Below are 18,010 nucleotides of genomic sequence, written 5' to 3' on the forward strand. Positions count from 1 at the left end.
GCGCCGCCCCCGCTCCCGCGCCGCCGCAGGAGCGGGGCCCCCGCCTCGGCGAACAGCCTCAGCGAACAGATGGAACATGGAGACCGGATGAGCATGGCCACGAGGACGGACACGCAGGCGCCTGCGCTGCCCGCTGCCGACAGCCACGAACTGATCCGCGTGCACGGCGCGCGCGAGAACAACCTCAAGGACGTCAGCATCGAGATACCGAAGCGCCGGCTGACGGTGTTCACCGGCATCTCCGGCTCGGGCAAGAGCTCCCTGGTGTTCGGCACCATCGCCGCTGAGTCGCAGCGGCTGATCAATGAGACCTACAGCGCCTTCGTCCAGGGCTTCATGCCGACGCTGGCACGGCCCGAGGTCGACGTGCTCGAAGGGCTGACCACCGCGATCATCGTGGACCAGCAGCGGATGGGTGCCGACCCCCGCTCCACGGTCGGCACCGCCACCGACGCCAACGCGATGCTGCGCATCCTCTTCAGCCGGCTCGGGAAGCCGCATATCGGCTCACCCAACGCGTTCTCCTTCAACGTCCCCTCGGTCCGGGCGAGCGGTGCGATCACCGTCGAACGCGGTGGCGGCAAGACCGTACGGCAGACCTTCACCCGCACCGGCGGCATGTGCCCGCGCTGCGAAGGCCGGGGCACGGTCTCCGATATCGACCTCACCCAGCTCTTCGACGACTCCAAGTCGCTCGCCGAGGGCGCCATCACCGTCCCCGGTTACAAGGTGGACGGCTGGTGGACGGTGCGGACCTTCACCGACTCGGGCTTCCTCGACCCGGACAAGCCGATCCGCGACTACACCGAGGCCGAGCTGCACGACTTCCTCCACCGCGAGCCGACCAAGGTGAAGGTCAACGGCGTCAACCTCACCTATGAGGGGCTGATCCCCCGGGTCCGGAAGTCGTTCCTCTCCAAGGACCGGGAGTCGCTGCAACCGCAGATCCGGGCGTTTGTGGACCGGGCGGTCACCTTCACCGCCTGCCCCGAGTGCGACGGCACCCGGCTCAGCGAGGGGGCCCGGTCGTCGCGGATCGGCGGGATCAACATCGCCGACGCCTGCGCGATGCAGATCAGCGACCTGGCCGCATGGGTCCGCAGCATCGAGGAACCGTCGGTGGCACCGCTGCTCGCGACGCTGCGGCAGACCCTCGACTCCTTTGTGGAGATCGGGCTGGGCTACCTCTCGCTGGACCGGCAGTCGGGCACACTCTCGGGCGGCGAGGCGCAGCGCGTCAAGATGATCCGCCACCTCGGTTCCTCGCTCACCGATGTCACCTATGTCTTCGACGAGCCCACCACGGGCCTGCACCCCCATGACATCCAGCGGATGAACGGCCTGCTGCTGCGGCTGCGGGACAAGGGCAACACGGTGCTCGTGGTGGAGCACAAGCCGGAGACGATCGTGATCGCCGACCATGTGATCGACCTCGGCCCCGGCGCCGGTACGGCGGGCGGCACCGTCTGCTTCGAGGGCACCATCGAAGGGCTGCGGGCCGGCGGCACCCTCACCGGCCGCCATCTCGACGACCGGGCCGCCGTCAAGGAGACGGTGCGGACGCCCACCGGCACGCTGGAGATCCGTGGCGCGACGACGCACAACCTGCGCGATGTCGACGTCGACATCCCGCTCGGGGTGCTGGTCGTCGTCACCGGCGTCGCCGGCTCCGGCAAGAGCTCGCTCATCCACGGGTCGCTGGTCAACGGGTCGCTGGTCAACGGGTCGCTGGTCAACGGGTCGCTGGTCAACGGGTCGCTGGTCAACGGCTCGGGGGCGGCCGACGGGGGTGTGGTGTCGATCGGCCAGGGCGCGATCCGTGGCTCGCGGCGGAGCAACCCGGCGACGTACACCGGACTGCTCGACCCGATCCGCAAGGCGTTCGCCAAGGCCAACGGCGTGAAGCCGGCGCTCTTCAGCGCCAACTCCGAGGGCGCCTGCCCCAACTGCAACGGCGCCGGGGTCGTCTATGTCGACCTGGCGATGATGGCCGGTATCGCCACCCCCTGCGAGGAGTGCGAGGGGAAGCGGTTCCAGGCAGCGGTGCTGGACCACCACCTCGGCGGTCGCGACATCAGCGAGGTGTTGGCGATGTCGGTGACCGAGGCCGAGCAGTTCTTCGGCGCCGGCGAGGCGCGCACCCCGGCCGCGCACGCCATCCTCAGGCGACTCGCCGACGTCGGGCTGGGCTACCTCAGCCTCGGCCAGCCGCTCACCACGCTCTCCGGCGGCGAGCGGCAGCGGCTCAAGCTGGCCACCCACATGGCGGAGAAGGGCGGCGTCTACGTCCTGGACGAGCCGACCACCGGCCTCCACCTCGCCGATGTCGAGCAGCTGCTCGGCCTGCTCGACCGGCTGGTGGACTCCGGCAAGTCGGTCATCGTCATCGAGCACCACCAGGCGGTCATGGCACACGCCGACTGGATCGTCGACCTCGGCCCCGGCGCCGGCCACGACGGCGGCCGGATCGTCTTCGAAGGCACCCCCGCCGACCTCGTCGCCGCCCGCTCCACCCTCACCGGGGAGCACCTCGCGGCCTATGTCGGCGCCTGACCGGGGCCCTGGCGGGGACCGTGGGACAGGTCCTCCCCTGTGGCACGATTTCGCAGGTGACCAGCAGACCCACCGCAGCGCACCACCTGCGCGACCTGGCGCGGCTGCGCCGCGTCCGCGACCGGATCGACCGGGAGTACGCGCAGCCGCTGGACGTCGAGGCGCTCGCCCGTGGCGCGCATATGTCGGCCGGGCACCTCAGCCGCCAGTTCCGGCTGGCCTATGGAGAGTCGCCGTACGGCTATCTGATGACGCGGCGCATCGAGCGGGCGATGGCGCTGCTGCGCCGGGGCGACCTCAGCGTCACCGAGGTCTGCTTCGCGGTGGGCTGCTCGTCGCTGGGCACCTTCAGTACGCGCTTCGCCGAACTGGTCGGTATGCCGCCCAGCGCCTATCGGCGCCATGCGGCGCGCGCCACGGCGGGGATGCCGTCATGCGTGGCGAAACAGGTGACCAGACCGACCAGGAGCCGAGCAGCGGGGTCACCGAGCCGAACCTAGGGTGACCACCATGACCACCATGGACCTCACGATTCACACGACCTTCCTCCCGCAGGACGATCCGGACGCGGCCCTGGCGTTCTACCGCGACCTCCTCGGCTTCGAGGTCCGCAATGACGTCGGCTACGGCGGCAGGCGCTGGATCACGGTCGGCCCCGCCGGCCAGCCCGGCACCTCCATCGTCCTGGAGCCGCCGGCCGCAGACCCCGGCATCACCGACGACGAGCGCCGCACCATCACCGAGATGATGGCCAAGGGCAGCTATGCCCGCATCATCCTGGCCACCGCCGACCTCGACGGCACCTTTGCGCGGTTGCAGGCCGGCGGTGCCGAGGTGGTCGAGGAGCCGACCGAGCAGCCGTACGGGGTTCGCGACTGCGCCTTCCGCGACCCTGCGGGCAACCTGGTCCGCATCAACGAGGTCCGCAACAACGAGGCCCGCTGAGTCGTCCGGCGACACGGGGCAGGGGGCCGCCCTCGCGGAATGCACGCGAGGACGGCCCCCTGGGGTGCCGAGCGGTTACGGCATGGCGTGGACGTGCGAGCCCACGCTGTTGGAGAAGGCATTGCCGTTGGCGGCGTCCCAGTTGGTGGACCAGGTCATGGCGCCCCGGATGGTGGGCCACTTCGCCGGGGGGACGAAGGAGCCGCAGCGGCTGCCGGTGGCGAGGCAGTCGAGGGCGTCGTTCACCACGGACGGGGAGACATAGCCGCCCCCGGCCGCCCGGGTGGACGCCGGGACGCCGATGCCGACCTGGGACGGGGCGAGGCCGCCCTGGATGTGGGTGCAGACCTGGGCGGTGATGAAGTCGACGGTGCCCTGGGAGTAGACCTTGCCGTCGCAGCCGTTCATCGAACCCGAGTTGTAGAACTGGGTGTTGACGACGGTGAGGATGTCCTTCACGGTCAGCGCCAGCTGGAAGTAGGCGCCGCTGGTGCTGTACATCCCGATGGTCTCGGGCGCCATGGTGAGGACGAAGCCGGAGCCCGCCTTGCTCGCCAGGGAGTGCAGCGACTGACCCATATAGGTCGGGTTGACGCCGTTCTCCAGGTCGATGTCGACGCCGTCGAAGCCGTACTTCTGCATCAGCGCCCAGGAGCTGTTGGCGAAGTTGGCGGCGGCGGTGGAGTCGGCGACGGTGATGGTGCCGTTCTGGCCGCCGACCGAGAGCACGACCTTCTTGCCGGCGGCGTGCTTGGCGGCGATGTCGGCCCTGAAGTCGGCGTCGGTGTAGCCGCCCAGCTTGGAGCCGAGGGCCGGGTCGAGGGTGAAGGTGATGCCGCCCCGGTTGCTCGGGTCGGCGTCGGCGAAGGAGACCGCGATGATGTCGTACGCGCTCTGGACGTCGCGCAGCCGCTGCACGGTGGCGCCGTTGTCGAAGTTCTGCCAGTAGCCGGTGACCGCGTGCTTGGGCACGCCGCCGGAGGGCGGCGGCGAGGTCGGGGGCTGGGAGGTCGGGGGCTGCGAGGTGGGGGGCTGCGTCGTCGGCGGCGGCGTCGTCGGGGGCTTGGACGTGGGCGGCTGCGAGGTCGGCGGTTGCGAGGTCGGCGGGGTGCCGCCGGGCCCGGTCAGGGTGACATCGTCGGCGGAGAAGGCGGCCTGCCCGTACCAGCCGTGCACCCAGACCGTGACGCTGGTGGTGGACGGGCCCGTCTTGAAGCTGGTGCTGAGCTGGCTCCAGGACGACGAGGTGGTCCAGGTGGAGACATCGGTGGTGCCGGTGCCGGTGGTGCCGAGGTAGACATAGGCACCCTGCACCCAGGCGCTCAGCGTGTAGCTGGAGTTGGGCTGCACCGACACCTTCTGCTCGCACTGACCCGTGTCGGAGTTGCTGGGGGTCGCGGTGAGCGCATATGAGCCGGAGTGCACGGGCGAGGTGACGATGTTCGCGGTTCCGGAACAGGTCCAGTTGGCCTTGGTACCGGTCTCGAAGCCGCCGTTGACGACCAGGTTGCCGTCGGCCGCGTTGGCGCCCGCCGGAAGCAGGGCGACGCCGGCCAGCGCCGCGCCGAGGGCGGTGGCGCCGGCCGTGAGGGCGCCTATGGTGCGCCTGCGCCTTCTGTGTGCAGCACGTGCCATGGGTACGGGTCTCCCTTGCGCGGAAGGCGGGCCGCCGCTGTGAGGGGGCGCGGCGGTCCGGTGGGGGGAAGGGTGGGGCATGCGGCACGGCGCGGCCCGTCCCTGGCACCCAGGGCACGCCGGAGCTGCGCCTCACAAGTTGGACTAGACCAATGTGGGTCGTCAAGACTCCGCGCACCCGCTTACGGCTCCCTTAAGGAAGGCATGAGACGCAGCGGAGGCCCGTACCCGCCGGTCGCGGATACGGGCCTCTGCCGGTGACCTGCCGGTGACCTGCGCGGTCGGCGCCGGATCAGCTCTCGCTTGACCTGGCCCAGAGGTTGAGGCCGGCGTCGGTGGCGTGGGTGTCGATCTCCGCCAGTTCGTCGGCGGTGAGGCGCGGCCCCCGCACCGCCGCCACATTGGCCTCCAACTGCGCCACCGAGGAGGCGCCGACCAGCGCCGAGGTGACCCGGTCGTCGCGCAGCAGCCAGGTCAGCGCCAGCTGGGCCAGCGTCTGGCCGCGCCGCTCGGCGATCCCATTGAGGGCGCGCAGCTTGCCCAGCGTCTCCTCGGTGAGCGCGCCCGGGTCCAGCGACTTGCCCTGGGTGGCCCGGGAGCCCTCCGGGACGCCGTGCAGATACCGGTCGGTGAGCAGGCCCTGCGCCAGCGGCGCGAACCCGATGCAGCCGGCGCCCGCCTCCTCCAGCACCTCCAGCAGGCCGTCCTCCTCCAGCCAGCGGTTGAGCATGGAGTACGACGGCTGGTGGATCAGCAGCGGCACGCCCAGGTCGGCGAGGATGGCCGCCGCCTCCCGGGTGCGCTCCGCGCTGTAGGAGGAGATGCCCACGTAGAGGGCCTTGCCCTGCTGTACGGCGGACGCCAGCGCGCCCATGGTCTCTTCCAGCGGGGTGTCCGGGTCGAACCGGTGCGAGTAGAAGATGTCGACGTAGTCCAGGCCCATCCGGGTCAGCGACTGGTCCAGGCTGGAGAGCAGGTACTTGCGGGACCCCCACTCGCCGTAGGGGCCGGGCCACATGTCGTACCCCGCCTTGGTGGAGATCACCAGCTCGTCGCGGTACGGGCGGAAGTCGGCGGCGAAGTGGCGGCCGAAGTTGGCCTCCGCCGAGCCGTACGGCGGGCCGTAGTTGTTGGCCAGGTCGAAGTGGGTGACACCGAGGTCGAAGGCGCGGCGCAGGATCGCCCGCTGGGTCTCCATCGGCTTGTCGTCACCGAAGTTGTGCCACAGGCCGAGCGAGATCGCGGGCAGCTTCAGCCCGCTGCGGCCGGTGCGGCGGTACGGCATCCGACCGTCGTAGCGGTCGTCCACGGGCCGGTAGGGGGCAGGGGTCATCGGTCGAGGCCCTTTCGGTTTTGTTGTCTGTGCAAACAATACGCGCCGCTTTCTGCCCCTTCACCAGCGCGTTTCGTCCGCGTACGGCCGACCGGAGTACGCTGCTCGCGGGCAAGTGCACGGAGGGGTTGAGCGCCATGGGTCTGCGCGACCTGGTCTATCGCACACCGGGTCTGCGGAACCTGGTCTACGGCGTATACGGGCGCCGAGTCGAAGCGCATCTCGATCCGGCACGCGTCCCGCGCCATGTGGGCGTCATGCTGGACGGCAACCGCCGCTGGGCCCGGGCCGCGGGCATCAGCACCGCCGACGGGCACCGCCGGGGCGCGGACAAGATCCAGGAGTTCCTCGGCTGGTGCGAGGAGACCGGCGTCGAGGTGGTCACCCTCTGGCTGCTCTCCACCGACAACCTCAGCCGGCCCGCCGACGAGCTGGTCCCGCTGCTGGGGATCATCGAGGACGCGGTGCAGGAGCTGGCGGACGCCCGGCGCTGGCGGGTCCACCCGGTGGGGGCGCTGGACCTGCTGCCGGACACCACCTCCGCCGTGCTGAAGACCGCCGAGCAGGCCACCGGCGCGGTGGACGGCATCCTGGTCAATGTCGCCGTCGGTTACGGGGGGCGGCATGAGATCGCCGACGCGGTGCGCTCCCTGCTCCAGGAGCACGCCGGCCGTGGCACCTCGCTGGACGAGCTGGCCGAGACCGTCGACACCGACGCCATCGCCGCCCACCTCTACACCCGTGGCCAGCCCGACCCCGACCTGGTGATCCGGACCTCGGGTGAGCAGCGGCTCTCCGGCTTCCTGCTCTGGCAGAGCGCGCACAGCGAGTTCTACTTCTGCGAGGCATACTGGCCGGCGTTCCGCAAGGTGGACTTCCTGCGTGCGGTGCGTGACTACGCCGCGCGGCATCGGCGCTTCGGGGGCTGAGCGGCGCCCCGGCCCTGGTGGGACGGCGGATGGGCCCGGAGCGGTGCTCAACGGCCGAAAACCGCCGCCGCCCTCCCCGGCTGACCGCGCGATACGCCGAAGGGGTGCGATACCCCCCTCCCACAAGGGCAAACGCGTATCGGGGATGGTCCGTCAGTTGGCCTTCGGCCGCATGCACCGGCCGCGACGCGGGAATACTCCGGCCAGACCGGGACCTCGGCCACCGGGGCCGCGGGGACCGGTGAGCCGCGGGTGACGACGGGTCATCCGCCCGGGAGGCCCTGTGGTCAGTTCCAAGAGCCGCCGGATGCACGACCGGCGCACGTACGTTCTCGACACCAGCGTGCTCCTGGCCGACCCGATGGCCATGACCCGTTTCGAGGAGCACGAGGTCGTGCTCCCGGTGGTCGTGGTCACCGAGCTGGAGGCCAAGCGGCACCACCCGGAGTTGGGCTACTTCGCCCGCCAGGCGCTACGGCTCCTGGACGACTACCGGGTCCGGTACGGGCGGCTGGACGAGCCGATCCCGGCCGGCGAGATCGGCGGCACCATCAGGGTGGAGCTCAACCACTCCGACCCGTCCGTGCTCCCGGCCGGTTACCGGCTCGGTGACAGCGACACCCGCATCCTCGCGGTCGCCCGCAACCTCCAGGCCGAGGGGTACGACGTCACCGTCGTCTCCAAGGACCTGCCGATGCGCATCAAGGCGAGTTCGGTCGGCCTGCTCGCGGAGGAGTACCGCGCGGAGCTGGCCATCACCTCCGGCTGGACCGGGATGTCCGAGCTCGCGGTCTCCGGCGAGGAGGTGGACGCCCTCTTCGCCCAGGACGCGGTGGACATCGAGCAGGCCCGCGACCTGCCCGTGCACACCGGTCTGGTGCTGACCTCCGAGCGCGGGCGCGCGCTCGGGCGGGTCACCGGGGACGGCCGGGTACGGCTGGTGCGCGGCGACCGGGAGGCGTTCGGCCTGCGCGGCCGCAGCGCCGAGCAGCGGGTCGCCCTGGACCTGCTGCTGGACTCGGACGTGGGGATCGTGTCCATGGGCGGACGGGCCGGCACCGGCAAGTCCGCGCTGGCGCTCTGTGCGGGGCTGGAAGCCGTACTGGAGCGCAGGCAGCACCGCAAGGTGATGGTGTTCCGCCCGCTGTACGCGGTCGGCGGCCAGGAGCTGGGCTATCTGCCGGGCACCGAGGCCGAGAAGATGAGCCCGTGGGCGCAGGCCGTCTTCGACACCCTCTCCGCGGTCACCACCTCGGATGTGATCGAGGAGGTGGTGGGCCGAGGCATGCTGGAGGTGCTGCCGCTGACCCACATCCGCGGCCGGTCGCTGCACGACGCCTTTGTGATCGTCGACGAGGCGCAGTCGCTGGAGCGCAATGTGCTGCTCACCGTGCTGTCCCGGATCGGCCAGGGCTCCCGGGTGGTGCTGACGCACGATGTGGCGCAGCGCGACAACCTGAGGGTGGGCCGGTACGACGGCGTGGTGGCGGTGGTGGAGAAGCTGAAGGGCCACCCGCTCTTCGCCCACATCACGCTCACCCGGTCCGAGCGGTCGCCGATCGCGGCGCTGGTCACCGAGATGTTGGAGGATGTGCAGCCCTGAGTTCCCGGAAAGCGGTCAGCCGACCTTCTCACATCCCGTCATATCGGTCGAAATCGGTCATGTGAGAGAAATTCACGGCAAAAGGGGTCGAGCCTCAGGGCTCGGCCCCTTCCGCTGTGCCGCACCCTCAACTCGGCCGGGCGGTACGGCAGGAGCCCGCGAGGGCGGGCGGAGCCTAACGTGGCCTTAAGGCCGCCGCCGGGTGAACCGTAAAGTTCCTGGTCGGCGACCGATGTGAATTTCGACACGCAACCGGGAATTGCGTGGACAGGTCTCCGTCGGGCATGGTGTGGGTTCTGTCAGGCCCCGCGTACGGCGTGGCAAGCCGCCTCCCCCGGGTGGCGTCGTCACCTTCACGGTGACGGTGTGTGCGAACAACTGAAGACCGTGAAGCCGTACGCCGCCCGAGAACCACCACCCCCGTCCCACCGGGGCACCGGGCCCGCGCCTCCCGTGACCAGCACCGGTGGAGGCCAGCGACAGGGGTAGGTCGCGTCCGCAGCGGTCACGCGTGGACGACGCTGGAAGGAAACCATGTGACTCGGATCTCGGTCCGGGGAGTTGCTGTGGCCTCAGCCACCGCCGTCACCGCTGTCGGTGCCGTCGTGGGCGTGGCCTCGGGCAATGAGGGCAAGACCACGCAGACGGTCGATGTCGCCGGCGCCACCCTGCTCGCGGACATCCCCTCGGGCGCCCAGGCCCAGACCATCAGCGACAACATCGGCAGGCAGGCGGACGCGCAGGCCAGCGCTGCCGACGCTGCCGCCAAGAAGGCTGCGGAGGAGGCCGCTCGCAAGAAGGCCGCCGAGGTCGCCAAGGCGAAGGCCGAGGCGGAGCGCAAGGCCAAGGAGGCCGAGGCCAAGCGCAAGGCCGAGGAGGCCAGCCGGGCTGCGGCCCGCTCGGCACTCGCCGCGCCGATGGTCAGCGTGTCCCCGGGATCGGTCCAGGCACTGGCCCGCTCCATCGTCGGCGACGGCCAGTTCCAGTGCTTCAGCGCGATCGTGGAGCGGGAGAGCGGCTGGGACTACACGGCCACCAATGCCTCCTCCGGCGCCTATGGCCTGGTCCAGGCGCTGCCCGGCTCCAAGATGGCCTCGGCCGGCGCCGACTGGCGCACCAACCCGGCCACCCAGATCAAATGGGGCCTCAACTACATGAACTCCCGGTACGGCAGCCCCTGCGGTGCCTGGTCGTTCTGGCAGTCGCACCACTGGTACTGAGCCGTACCGAGCCCTGCCGATCGCTCCGCCTACGCCCTCGACCCGCCGCCGGGTCGGGGGCGTAGGTGTGTCCCCTGCCGGGCGCAGGGTCGCTCCTCCCGGTACACCGCGCCCGAAACCACCGACCGCACCGCACCGGTGCGGGATCATCGGATCGGCCGCGCCGTCCGGTGCGGCCCGTGCGGCCGGTGCGAATCGCCGACCGGCGCAGCGGGTACGGTCGAGCACACGGCGGACGGCGGAACCGGGGAGAGGTCCCGGCCCGCGCGCCATGCGGACCGAGCGGGGACGAGGGAGGGTGTCGCGAGTGTCGCGAATCGGCAAGTGGGGTGTGGTCGAGTGGGGGATGTCCACCGCCGCGCGCACCGCGGCGCGGTTGGAGCAGCGCCGCCGCGAGGCCGAGGACCTGCTCAGGCGGGAGGCGCAGCAGCAGCAGGAGGCGGCGCCGGTCCATCTGGCCGGTCCGGTGGGCCCGGCGGCGCCGGCCGCACCGCCCCGATCGGCCCGGTATGCCCGCGAGTCGTCGATGGGCCGCCCGGCGACACCGGCCGAGGCGGTCCCCTGGGGGCTGCGGGTCGCCGCCGAGTCCACCTGGCGGCTGCTGCTGCTGGGTGCGGCCCTCTATGTCCTCTTCCGGGTGATCACCACGCTGCGGCTGGTGGCGCTGGCCTTTATCGCGGCGGTGCTGATCACGGCGCTGCTCCAGCCCACGGTCTCCTGGCTGCGGCGGCACGGGCTGCCGCGCTCGCTGGCCGCTGCGGTGACCTTCCTCAGCGGGCTGGTGGGGATAGGGCTGGTCGTCTGGTTTGTGGTGTGGCAGGTCTCCACCAACCTGGAGTCGGTGACCAGCCGGGTCCAGGAGGGCGTGGAGCAGCTGCGCGACTGGCTGGTGAAGGGGCCGCTGCATCTGACGGACAAGCAGATCAGCGACTTCGCCAAGCAGATATCGAAGGCCATCGGCACCAACTCCGACGCCATCACCTCGGCCGGCTTCACCGGGGTGACCATCGCGGTGGAGCTGCTGACCGGTGTGGTGCTCGCCGCCTTCTGCACCTTCTTCCTGCTCTATGACGGCGAGCGGATCTGGCAGTGGACGCTGCGCGGGCTGCCGCGCCACTCCCGGTACGCCATGGCCGGTGCCGGGCCGCGCGCTTGGGCGACGCTCACCAGCTATGTGCGGGGCACCGTGCTGGTGGCCTTCATCGACTCGGTCTGCATCGGCATCGGGCTGCAACTGCTGGATGTTCCGCTGGCGGTGCCGCTGGCGGTGATCATCTTCCTGGGGGCGTTCGTCCCGCTGGTCGGGGCGCTGATCACCGGCACCATCGCGGTGCTGATCGCGATCGTCACCCAGGGCGTCTTCACGGCGGCCATGGTGCTGGTGGTGCTGGTGGCCGTGCAGCAGATCGAGGGGCATCTGCTCCAGCCGCTGATCCTCGGCAGGGCGGTACGGGTGCACCCGCTCGCCGTGGTGCTGGCGGTCGCCGCCGGTTCCATCCTGGCCGGGATCGGGGGCGCGGTGGTCGCGGTGCCGCTGGTGGCGGTGACCAACACCGTGGTCGGCTATCTGCGCCGCCGCAGTGCCGCCGGGCACGAGGTCTTCACCGCCCTGGAGGCGGCCCGGGAGGAGCACGCCCGGGAGTCCGTGGAGGCGGAGGAGGGGACCGGGGCGGCCGTGGCCATCGAGAGTGCCGGGGTCCCCGAGCCTGCCGGAGTGGCGGAGGGCGGCGCGGGCCGCGAGGGCACGGAGAGCGGGAATCCCCCGCCCGGCCAGGCCGGTACGGGGGATTCCTAGAGGTGCTGTGGGGCCTCGCCGCTCGGGTTCACCCGGCGGCGAGGGCGCCCTCGGCCTCCAGGGTGGCGCCGACGGCGGCCACCACTGCGGCGATCTTCGCCGCCTCCTGCACGGTCTCCCGCTCCACGCCGGCCTTGCGCAGCACCTGCTCGTGGGAGTCCAGGCACATACCGCAGCCGTTGATCGCCGAGACGGCGAACGACCAGAGCTCGAAGTCGGTCTTCTCCACGCCCGGGTTGCCGATGACGTTCATCCGCAGACCGGCCCGCATGGTGCTGTACTCCTTGTCGGAGAGCAGATGCAGGGTCCGGTAGTAGACGTTGTTCATCGCCATGATCGCGGCGGCGGACTTGGCGGCGGTGTACGCCTGCTCCGACAGGTGCTCCCGGGCCTCCGGCTCCAGCTCGGCCAGCACCCGCGGGCTGCGCGAGGCCAGCGCGCACGCCAGCACGGTGCCCCAGAGCTGCTGCTCGGGGAGGTTGGAGTTGCCGATGACCGAGCCCAGGTTGAGCTTGAGGTCCTTGGCGTAGTCGGGCAGCGCGGCCTTGAGTTCGTCAAGCGCCACGGTCACTCACCCGCGAGCAGCGCGACGGGGTCCAGGGTGGTCTCGCCCTTGTTCCAGTTGCAGGGGCACAGCTCGTCGGTCTGGAGGGCGTCCAGCACCCGCAGGACCTCCTTGGGGTTACGGCCGACGGAGCCGGCGGTCACCATGACGAACTGGATCTCGTTGTTGGGGTCCACCACGAAGACCGCGCGCTGGGCGTAGCCGTCCTCGCCCTCGACGCCGCAGTCCCGCATCAGCTCGTGCTTGGGGTCGGCCAGCATCGGGAAGGGCAGGTCGCGCAGGTCCTTGTGGTCCTTGCGCCAGGCGTGGTGCACAAACTCGGAGTCACCGGAGACACCGAGGATCTGGGCGTCGCGGTCGGCGAACTCCTCATTGAGCTTGCCGAAGGCGGCGATCTCGGTCGGGCAGACGAACGTGAAGTCCTTGGGCCAGAAGAAGACGATCCGCCACTTGCCCTCGTAGGTCTTCTGGTCGATCTGGGCGAACGCCTTCTCCGGGTCGAGGTCGACGCAGGCGGTGAGATCGTACTCGGGGAACTTGTCACCGATGGTGAGCACGTTCGTCCTCCTTGAGCTCGTTGAGGGTGTTTCGTCCGTGTTGCGTATGGTTCCGCACCGTACGGACGTGATCCACACTGACACGAGGGTGTTTGATCCGTGAAATAGCTAGAATCGAACCATCTGATCGGAGGTGGCTATCAGTACCCGAATGCCCGGCAGTTCCGGGGCCCGTCCCGCCAGGCCCGCTCCGGCTGTGGTCAAGCACACAGACCGGCGCCACTCGCGCACGCCCTCGGTCGCCCAGCTCAGAGCATTTGCGGCGGTCGCCGACCACCGGCACTTCCGGGACGCGGCAGCGGCCATCGGGACCAGCCAGCCCGCCCTCTCCGGCGCCGTCGCCGCCCTGGAGGAGACGCTGGACGTGCAACTGGTGGAACGCACCACCCGCAGGGTCATCATCACCCCTCTGGGTGAGCGTGTCGCCGAGCATGCGCGCCGGGTCCTCGCCTCACTGCACTCCCTGACGGAGGAGGTCGAAGCCGCCCGCCGCCCCTTCACCGGCCCGCTGCGCCTCGGCGTCATCCCCACCGTCGCCCCCTATCTGCTGCCCACCGTGCTGCGCATGGTCCGTGACACCTACCCGGACCTGGAACTCCACGTCCACGAGGAGCGCACCTCCTCGCTGCTGGACGGCCTGGCCGGCGGCCGGCTCGACCTGCTGCTGCTGGCGCTGCCCGCCGGCGGCGCGCTGCCGGTCCATGAGATCCCGCTCTTCGACGAGGACTTCGTCCTGGTCACGCCGCCCGACCACCCGCTGGCGGGCCGGGCCGGAGTGCCCCGCGACGCGCTGCTCGACCTCGATGTCCTGCTGCTGGAGGAGGGGCACTGCCTGCGCGACCAGGCGCTGGACATCTGCCGTGACGTCGGCGCCGACCCGGCCGCCGCCACCACCCGCGCCGCCGGGCTCTCCACCCTCGTCCAACTGGTCGCCGGCGGGCTCGGTGTCACCCTGCTGCCGGCCACCGCCCTCGACGTCGAGGCCGGCCGCACCGACCGCCTCGCCGCCACCCGCTTCGCCACCCCCGCCCCCGGCCGCCGCATCGGCCTCGCCTCCCGCCTCGGCTCCGCCCGCTCCCCCGAGTACGACCACTTCGCCACCTCCCTCCGCGACGCCCTCCGCCCCCTCCCGGTCCGCATCGTCACCTGACCCGCCCGCCCGTCCACACCCTGTGGGCAGCCCCGCCGCAGAGACCGCCGAGGCCCCGCCTGCAAGCTGCAGGCGGGGCCGTCGGATGGTGTACGGGTTGGCTTACGGGCGGGCGTCGGCTAGAGGTGCGGCCTGATCGCCAGCACGGTGATCACGGGGACGTCCTTGCCGTCCACCGTCTCGTCCGGGCCGTACATCCAGTAGACCCTCCAGGCGCTGGGCACATGGTTCTCCACATAGGAGTCCCACACCTTGCCCTTTGGCAGACCGGGAAAGCTCTCGTAGGGGTGGGAGTTCAGCCCCGGGTAGCGGGGGTCCTGCTGGAGGAGGGCCAGCGCCTTGCGGACCCTTTTGAGCTTCGCCTCGGTCGCTCTTCCGCCCTTGACGAGTGCGGTCAGCGCCTCGTTGGCGTCCTCGGTGAAGCGCAGCATGTGCGGCACGTTCGCTAGTCCTCGCTGTCGTCCTCCGCGAGGTACGCGCTGAAGTCGCCCAGGTCGATGGTCTTGCCTGCCCTGGCCTGGTCGACGCCCCGGCGGATGCTCTCGGCGAGTTCGGGGTCCTTCCAGACGGCCATCTCACGCTCGGGGATGGACACCACGGGGGTCAGCAGCAGGACTCCGTCGCTGGTGGACTCGACCCGGTAGCGGCGGCCCGGCTTGGCCCCGGCCCGCCCCAGGGAAACGCGCCCACGGGAGTCGACCTCGGTCTCTGCGACGGCTTCGAACTCCTCGCGTTCGATGTGCACTGCGGTCATGACGTTCTCCCTGTGTGTCCCGGAGTGGCCAGCCTGCTCTGGCGGTGCTCCGGGACTCACCGTCAAGGGTACCCATAGTCCCATGAGTGGGAAACTCCCACTTACCCAACAGTCCGCTGCTCAGTGGTCGGAGGTGCCGGAGGTGGCGGGGGTGTCCAGGGGGTGTGGGGCGGCGGTGGCGGGGATGGGGTGGGGGCGGGGGTGCGGTCGATGGCCCAGGAGACGACGGCGAGGAGGGCGCCGACGGCGGCGAGGCCCGCGCCGGCCAGGGTGGGGGAGGTCCAGCCGAGGCCGGCGGAGAGGACCGCGCCGCCGAGCCAGGCGCCCTGGGCGTTGGCGAGGTTGAAGGCGCCCTGGACGGTGGCGGAGGCCAGGGTGGGGGCGTGCCGGGCCTTCTCCATGACCAGGGTCTGCACGGTGGGCACGATGGCGAAGCCGAAGAGGCCGATCAGCATCAGGGTGAGCGCCGCCGACCACTTTGTGTGCGCGGTGACGGCGAAGACGGCGAGGGCGGCGGCGAGCAGCAGGAAGGCCGCACAGACGCTGGGCCGCAGCGCCCGGTCGGCAGCCCAGCCGCCGACCGCATTGCCGATGGTCATCCCGACCCCGAAGAGCGCCAGCACCAGCGTCATCGACCCGGGTGCGAACCCGGCGACCTCGGTCATCAGCGGCGCGATATAGCTGTAGCAGGCGAAGAAGCCGCCGCAGCCGAAGACCACGGTGGCCAGCGCCAGCCAGAGCTGCCCGCTGCGGAAGGCGGAGAGTTCATGGCGCAGCCCCGCCTGGGCATGGCTGGGCAGGGCGGGCACCAGCCGGGCGATGGCGGCGGTGCCCAGTGCGCCGATCGCGACCACGACGACCATGGTCGCCCGCCAGCCGAGGTGCTGGCCCAGCAGGGTGGCGGCGGGGACGCCGACGATGTTGGAGACGGTGAGCCCGGCGAACATCACCGAGACCGCGCGGGCCCGCAGATGGGCGGGGGCCAGTTCGGCGGCGGCCACCGCGCCGGCGCCGAAGAAGGCACCGTGCGGCAGCCCGGTCACCAGCCGCGCGGCGGCCAGGAACCAGAAGTTCGGGGCGATGGCGCAGAGCAGATTGCCGAGGGTGAAGAGGCCGGCCAGGCCGACCAGTACGGCCTTGCGGGGCAGTCGGGCGGCCACTCCGGTGAGCAGCGGAGCGCCGATGACGACGCCGATCGCATACGCGGAGATCAGCCAGCCCGCGCGCGGGATGGAGACCCCGAGGTCGCCGGCGATCTGGGGCAGCAGCCCCATCGCGGCGAACTCGGTGGTGCCGATGCCGAAGGCGGTGACGGCCAGGGCGACGAGCGCCAGGGGCATGGGAGGTTCGCTTCCGAAGGGGCGGGGACGGGCCCTTGAGCGAACCACACGCGGGCGGCCGGCATTCCCCCGGACGGGGGAACGCCGGCCGCGAGCGGGCCGGACCGGCCCGGGTGGGGGCCGGTCAGGGCCGGGTCATGCCTTGCCGATGCCGGTGGCGATGCGGTCGCCGAGGTCCTTGTCGACGTTGCGCCAGTACTGCACGGCGCGCAGCTGGACCTTGTCGGAGACGCCGTTGAGCAGGTGCCCGGTGACATTGGAGACCAGCCGGTCCCGGGCGGCGTTGTCCAGCACCTGGCGGACCATGGTGCCGGCCTGGCCGAAGTCGTCGTCCTCGCGGTGCAGCGGGTACGCCTCGCGGACCATCCGGCCCGCCACGTCCCAGCCGGCCGGTTCGCCGTAGCGCTCGGTGTCGGCGGCGGGCCCGCCGTAGGAGTTGGGCGCGTACGGGGCGGCGGCAGTGGACGGGTCGTACCGCATCGGCCCGTCCTTGGCGTACGAGTGCACCGGGACGTGCGGCCGGTTGGGCGGCAGCTGCGCGTAGTTGGGGCCGATCCGGTAGCGGTGGGTGTCGGGGTAGGAGAAGATCCGGCCGAGCAGCATCTTGTCCGGCGAGACGCTGATGCCGGGCACCAGGTTGGACGGCTCGAAGGCGGCCTGCTCGATGTGGATGTGGAAGTTGTCCGGGTTGCGGTTGAGCGTCATCCGGCCGACCTCGATCAGCGGGTAGTCGCCGTGCGGCCACACCTTGGTCAGGTCGAACGGGTTGAACCGGTAGTCCCATGCGTCGTCGAACGGCATCACCTGGACATACAGCGTCCACGACGGGTGGTTGCCGCTGCGGATGGCGGTGAAGAGGTCGCGGCGGTGGACGTCGGGGTCCTCCCCGGCCATCGCGTCGCCCTCGGCCTGGGTGTAGAACTCGATGCCCTGGTCGGTCTTGAAGTGGTACTTCACCCAGAACCGCTCGCCGCCCGCGTTCTGCCACATATAGGTGTGCGAGCCGTAGCCGTTCATATGGCGCCAGGTCCTCGGGATGCCCCGGTCGCCCATCAGCCAGGTCACCATGTGGGCCGACTCGGGCGAGAGCGTCCAGAAGTCCCACTGCATGTCGTTGTCGCGCAGGCCGTTGTCGGGGCGGCGCTTCTGCGAGCGGATGAAGTCCTGGAACTTGATCGTGTCGCGGACGAAGAAGATCGGCGTGTTGTTGCCGACCAGGTCGTAGTTGCCCTGCTCGGTGTAGAACTTCAGCGCGAAGCCGCGCGGGTCGCGCCAGGTGTCGGGGGAGCCCTGCTCGCCGGCCACGGTGGAGAACCGGGCCAGCATCTCGGTACGCCTGCCCGGCTGGAAGAGGTCCGCCCTGGTGAACTGGCTGACGTCCTGGGTGACCTCGAAGATGCCGTAGGCGCCGCTGCCCTTGGCGTGCACCACGCGCTCGGGCACCCGCTCCCGGTTGAACTGGGCCATCTTCTCGATCAGGTAGTGGTCGTGCAGCAGGATCGGCCCGAGCGCGCCGGCGGTGAGCGAGTCGGAGTCGCTCTCCACGGGGACGCCGGCGTTGTTGGTGGTGTACGGGACCGTCGCGTCGGACATGAGGTGTCCTCCAGCCTGGAATCGTCCGTTTTCGACGT

16 protein-coding genes are annotated in these 18,010 nt (G+C 70.9%); 8 read left to right on the plus strand and 8 right to left on the minus strand.

Features of this window, described 5'->3' with window-relative positions; all coding sequences use genetic code 11:
- The first annotated feature begins 87 nt into the window (after window positions 1-87).
- From C7M71_RS19225 to C7M71_RS19235, 3 genes are read left to right on the plus strand one after another with little or no spacing between them, the layout of a single operon-like run.
- Complete coding sequence (locus C7M71_RS19225; protein WP_111491969.1) at window positions 88-2,553, plus strand: ATP-binding cassette domain-containing protein; 2,466 nt, start codon at window positions 88-90, stop codon at window positions 2,551-2,553.
- A 56-nt stretch (window positions 2,554-2,609) separates the two neighbouring features.
- Window positions 2,610-3,053, plus strand: a complete 444-nt coding sequence (locus tag C7M71_RS19230) for a helix-turn-helix transcriptional regulator (protein ID WP_111491968.1) — start codon at window positions 2,610-2,612, stop codon at window positions 3,051-3,053.
- A gap of 19 nt (window positions 3,054-3,072) precedes the next feature.
- The gene (locus C7M71_RS19235) at window positions 3,073-3,498 is read left to right on the plus strand and encodes a VOC family protein (protein ID WP_111491973.1); all 426 of its coding nucleotides are present in this window, start codon (window positions 3,073-3,075) and stop codon (window positions 3,496-3,498) included.
- Window positions 3,499-3,573: 75 nt separating this feature from the next.
- Here the strand turns inward: C7M71_RS19235 and C7M71_RS19240 are convergent, their stop codons facing one another.
- Both C7M71_RS19240 and mgrA read right to left on the minus strand, forming a co-directional pair.
- The gene (locus tag C7M71_RS19240) at window positions 3,574-5,133 is read right to left on the minus strand and encodes a chitinase (RefSeq protein WP_111491967.1); all 1,560 of its coding nucleotides are present in this window, start codon (window positions 5,131-5,133) and stop codon (window positions 3,574-3,576) included.
- A 292-nt stretch (window positions 5,134-5,425) separates the two neighbouring features.
- Entirely contained in the window at window positions 5,426-6,466 is a 1,041-nt protein-coding gene (mgrA, locus tag C7M71_RS19245) for an L-glyceraldehyde 3-phosphate reductase (RefSeq protein ID WP_111491966.1), read from the minus strand.
- Between the two features lie 137 nt (window positions 6,467-6,603).
- Between mgrA and C7M71_RS19250 the strand changes: the two genes are divergently transcribed.
- The 4 genes from C7M71_RS19250 to C7M71_RS19265 all read left to right on the plus strand — a co-directional run bounded on the left by C7M71_RS19250 (window position 6,604) and on the right by C7M71_RS19265 (window position 12,013).
- Window positions 6,604-7,395 (plus strand): isoprenyl transferase, encoded by a 792-nt coding sequence (locus tag C7M71_RS19250; RefSeq protein ID WP_111491965.1) that lies wholly within the window; start codon window positions 6,604-6,606, stop codon window positions 7,393-7,395.
- Between the two features lie 283 nt (window positions 7,396-7,678).
- Window positions 7,679-8,998 carry a PhoH family protein gene (locus C7M71_RS19255; protein ID WP_111491964.1) on the plus strand — a complete coding sequence of 440 codons (1,320 nt, stop codon included), beginning with the start codon at window positions 7,679-7,681 and terminating at the stop codon, window positions 8,996-8,998.
- Between the two features lie 536 nt (window positions 8,999-9,534).
- Entirely contained in the window at window positions 9,535-10,218 is a 684-nt protein-coding gene (locus C7M71_RS19260; protein ID WP_111491963.1) for an aggregation-promoting factor C-terminal-like domain-containing protein, read from the plus strand.
- A gap of 307 nt (window positions 10,219-10,525) precedes the next feature.
- Entirely contained in the window at window positions 10,526-12,013 is a 1,488-nt protein-coding gene (locus C7M71_RS19265) for an AI-2E family transporter (protein WP_407675917.1), read from the plus strand.
- 28 nt (window positions 12,014-12,041) lie between these two features.
- Here C7M71_RS19265 and C7M71_RS19270 read toward each other — a convergent pair whose 3' ends face one another.
- Window positions 12,042-12,578 carry an alkyl hydroperoxide reductase gene (locus C7M71_RS19270; RefSeq protein WP_111491972.1) on the minus strand — a complete coding sequence of 179 codons (537 nt, stop codon included), beginning with the start codon at window positions 12,576-12,578 and terminating at the stop codon, window positions 12,042-12,044.
- Between the two features lie 2 nt (window positions 12,579-12,580).
- Window positions 12,581-13,135: a peroxiredoxin gene (locus C7M71_RS19275; protein WP_111491961.1), complete on the minus strand. Its 555-nt coding sequence runs from the start codon at window positions 13,133-13,135 to the stop codon at window positions 12,581-12,583.
- 151 nt (window positions 13,136-13,286) lie between these two features.
- Here C7M71_RS19275 and C7M71_RS19280 point away from each other — a divergent pair, with 151 nt between their 5' ends.
- Complete coding sequence (locus C7M71_RS19280; protein ID WP_111491960.1) at window positions 13,287-14,285, plus strand: LysR substrate-binding domain-containing protein; 999 nt, start codon at window positions 13,287-13,289, stop codon at window positions 14,283-14,285.
- A gap of 119 nt (window positions 14,286-14,404) precedes the next feature.
- On the opposite strand, the gene C7M71_RS19285 is transcribed toward C7M71_RS19280, so the two are convergent.
- From C7M71_RS19285 to C7M71_RS19300, 4 genes are all read right to left on the minus strand, one after another.
- Complete coding sequence (locus C7M71_RS19285) at window positions 14,405-14,716, minus strand: hypothetical protein (protein ID WP_229759163.1); 312 nt, start codon at window positions 14,714-14,716, stop codon at window positions 14,405-14,407.
- A gap of 14 nt (window positions 14,717-14,730) precedes the next feature.
- Window positions 14,731-15,039: a hypothetical protein gene (locus C7M71_RS19290; RefSeq protein WP_111491958.1), complete on the minus strand. Its 309-nt coding sequence runs from the start codon at window positions 15,037-15,039 to the stop codon at window positions 14,731-14,733.
- Between the two features lie 101 nt (window positions 15,040-15,140).
- Window positions 15,141-16,379, minus strand: a complete 1,239-nt coding sequence (locus tag C7M71_RS19295) for an MFS transporter (protein ID WP_114914441.1) — start codon at window positions 16,377-16,379, stop codon at window positions 15,141-15,143.
- A 135-nt stretch (window positions 16,380-16,514) separates the two neighbouring features.
- Window positions 16,515-17,972, minus strand: coding sequence for a catalase (locus tag C7M71_RS19300; RefSeq protein ID WP_111494741.1), 1,458 nt, complete (start codon window positions 17,970-17,972; stop codon window positions 16,515-16,517).
- Between the last annotated feature and the right edge of the window lie 38 nt (window positions 17,973-18,010).

The sequence above is a fragment of the Peterkaempfera bronchialis genome (assembly GCF_003258605.2).
In the GTDB taxonomy this organism is placed as follows: domain Bacteria; phylum Actinomycetota; class Actinomycetes; order Streptomycetales; family Streptomycetaceae; genus Peterkaempfera; species Peterkaempfera bronchialis.

Bases quoted from the DNA above. Each gene is read 5' to 3' on its own strand.
- C7M71_RS19225 (WP_111491969.1), top strand. From the start codon at position 88: ATGAGCATGGCCACGAGGACGGACACGCAGGCGCCTGCGCTGCCCGCT.
- C7M71_RS19235 (WP_111491973.1), top strand. From the start codon at position 3,073: ATGGACCTCACGATTCACACGACCTTCCTCCCGCAGGACGATCCGGAC.
- C7M71_RS19240 (WP_111491967.1), bottom strand. From the start codon at position 5,133: ATGGCACGTGCTGCACACAGAAGGCGCAGGCGCACCATAGGCGCCCTC.
- mgrA (WP_111491966.1), bottom strand. From the start codon at position 6,466: ATGACCCCTGCCCCCTACCGGCCCGTGGACGACCGCTACGACGGTCGG.
- C7M71_RS19250 (WP_111491965.1), top strand. From the start codon at position 6,604: ATGGGTCTGCGCGACCTGGTCTATCGCACACCGGGTCTGCGGAACCTG.
- C7M71_RS19280 (WP_111491960.1), top strand. From the start codon at position 13,287: ATGCCCGGCAGTTCCGGGGCCCGTCCCGCCAGGCCCGCTCCGGCTGTG.
- C7M71_RS19285 (WP_229759163.1), bottom strand. From the start codon at position 14,716: ATGCTGCGCTTCACCGAGGACGCCAACGAGGCGCTGACCGCACTCGTC.
- C7M71_RS19290 (WP_111491958.1), bottom strand. From the start codon at position 15,039: ATGACCGCAGTGCACATCGAACGCGAGGAGTTCGAAGCCGTCGCAGAG.
- C7M71_RS19295 (WP_114914441.1), bottom strand. From the start codon at position 16,379: ATGCCCCTGGCGCTCGTCGCCCTGGCCGTCACCGCCTTCGGCATCGGC.
- C7M71_RS19300 (WP_111494741.1), bottom strand. From the start codon at position 17,972: ATGTCCGACGCGACGGTCCCGTACACCACCAACAACGCCGGCGTCCCC.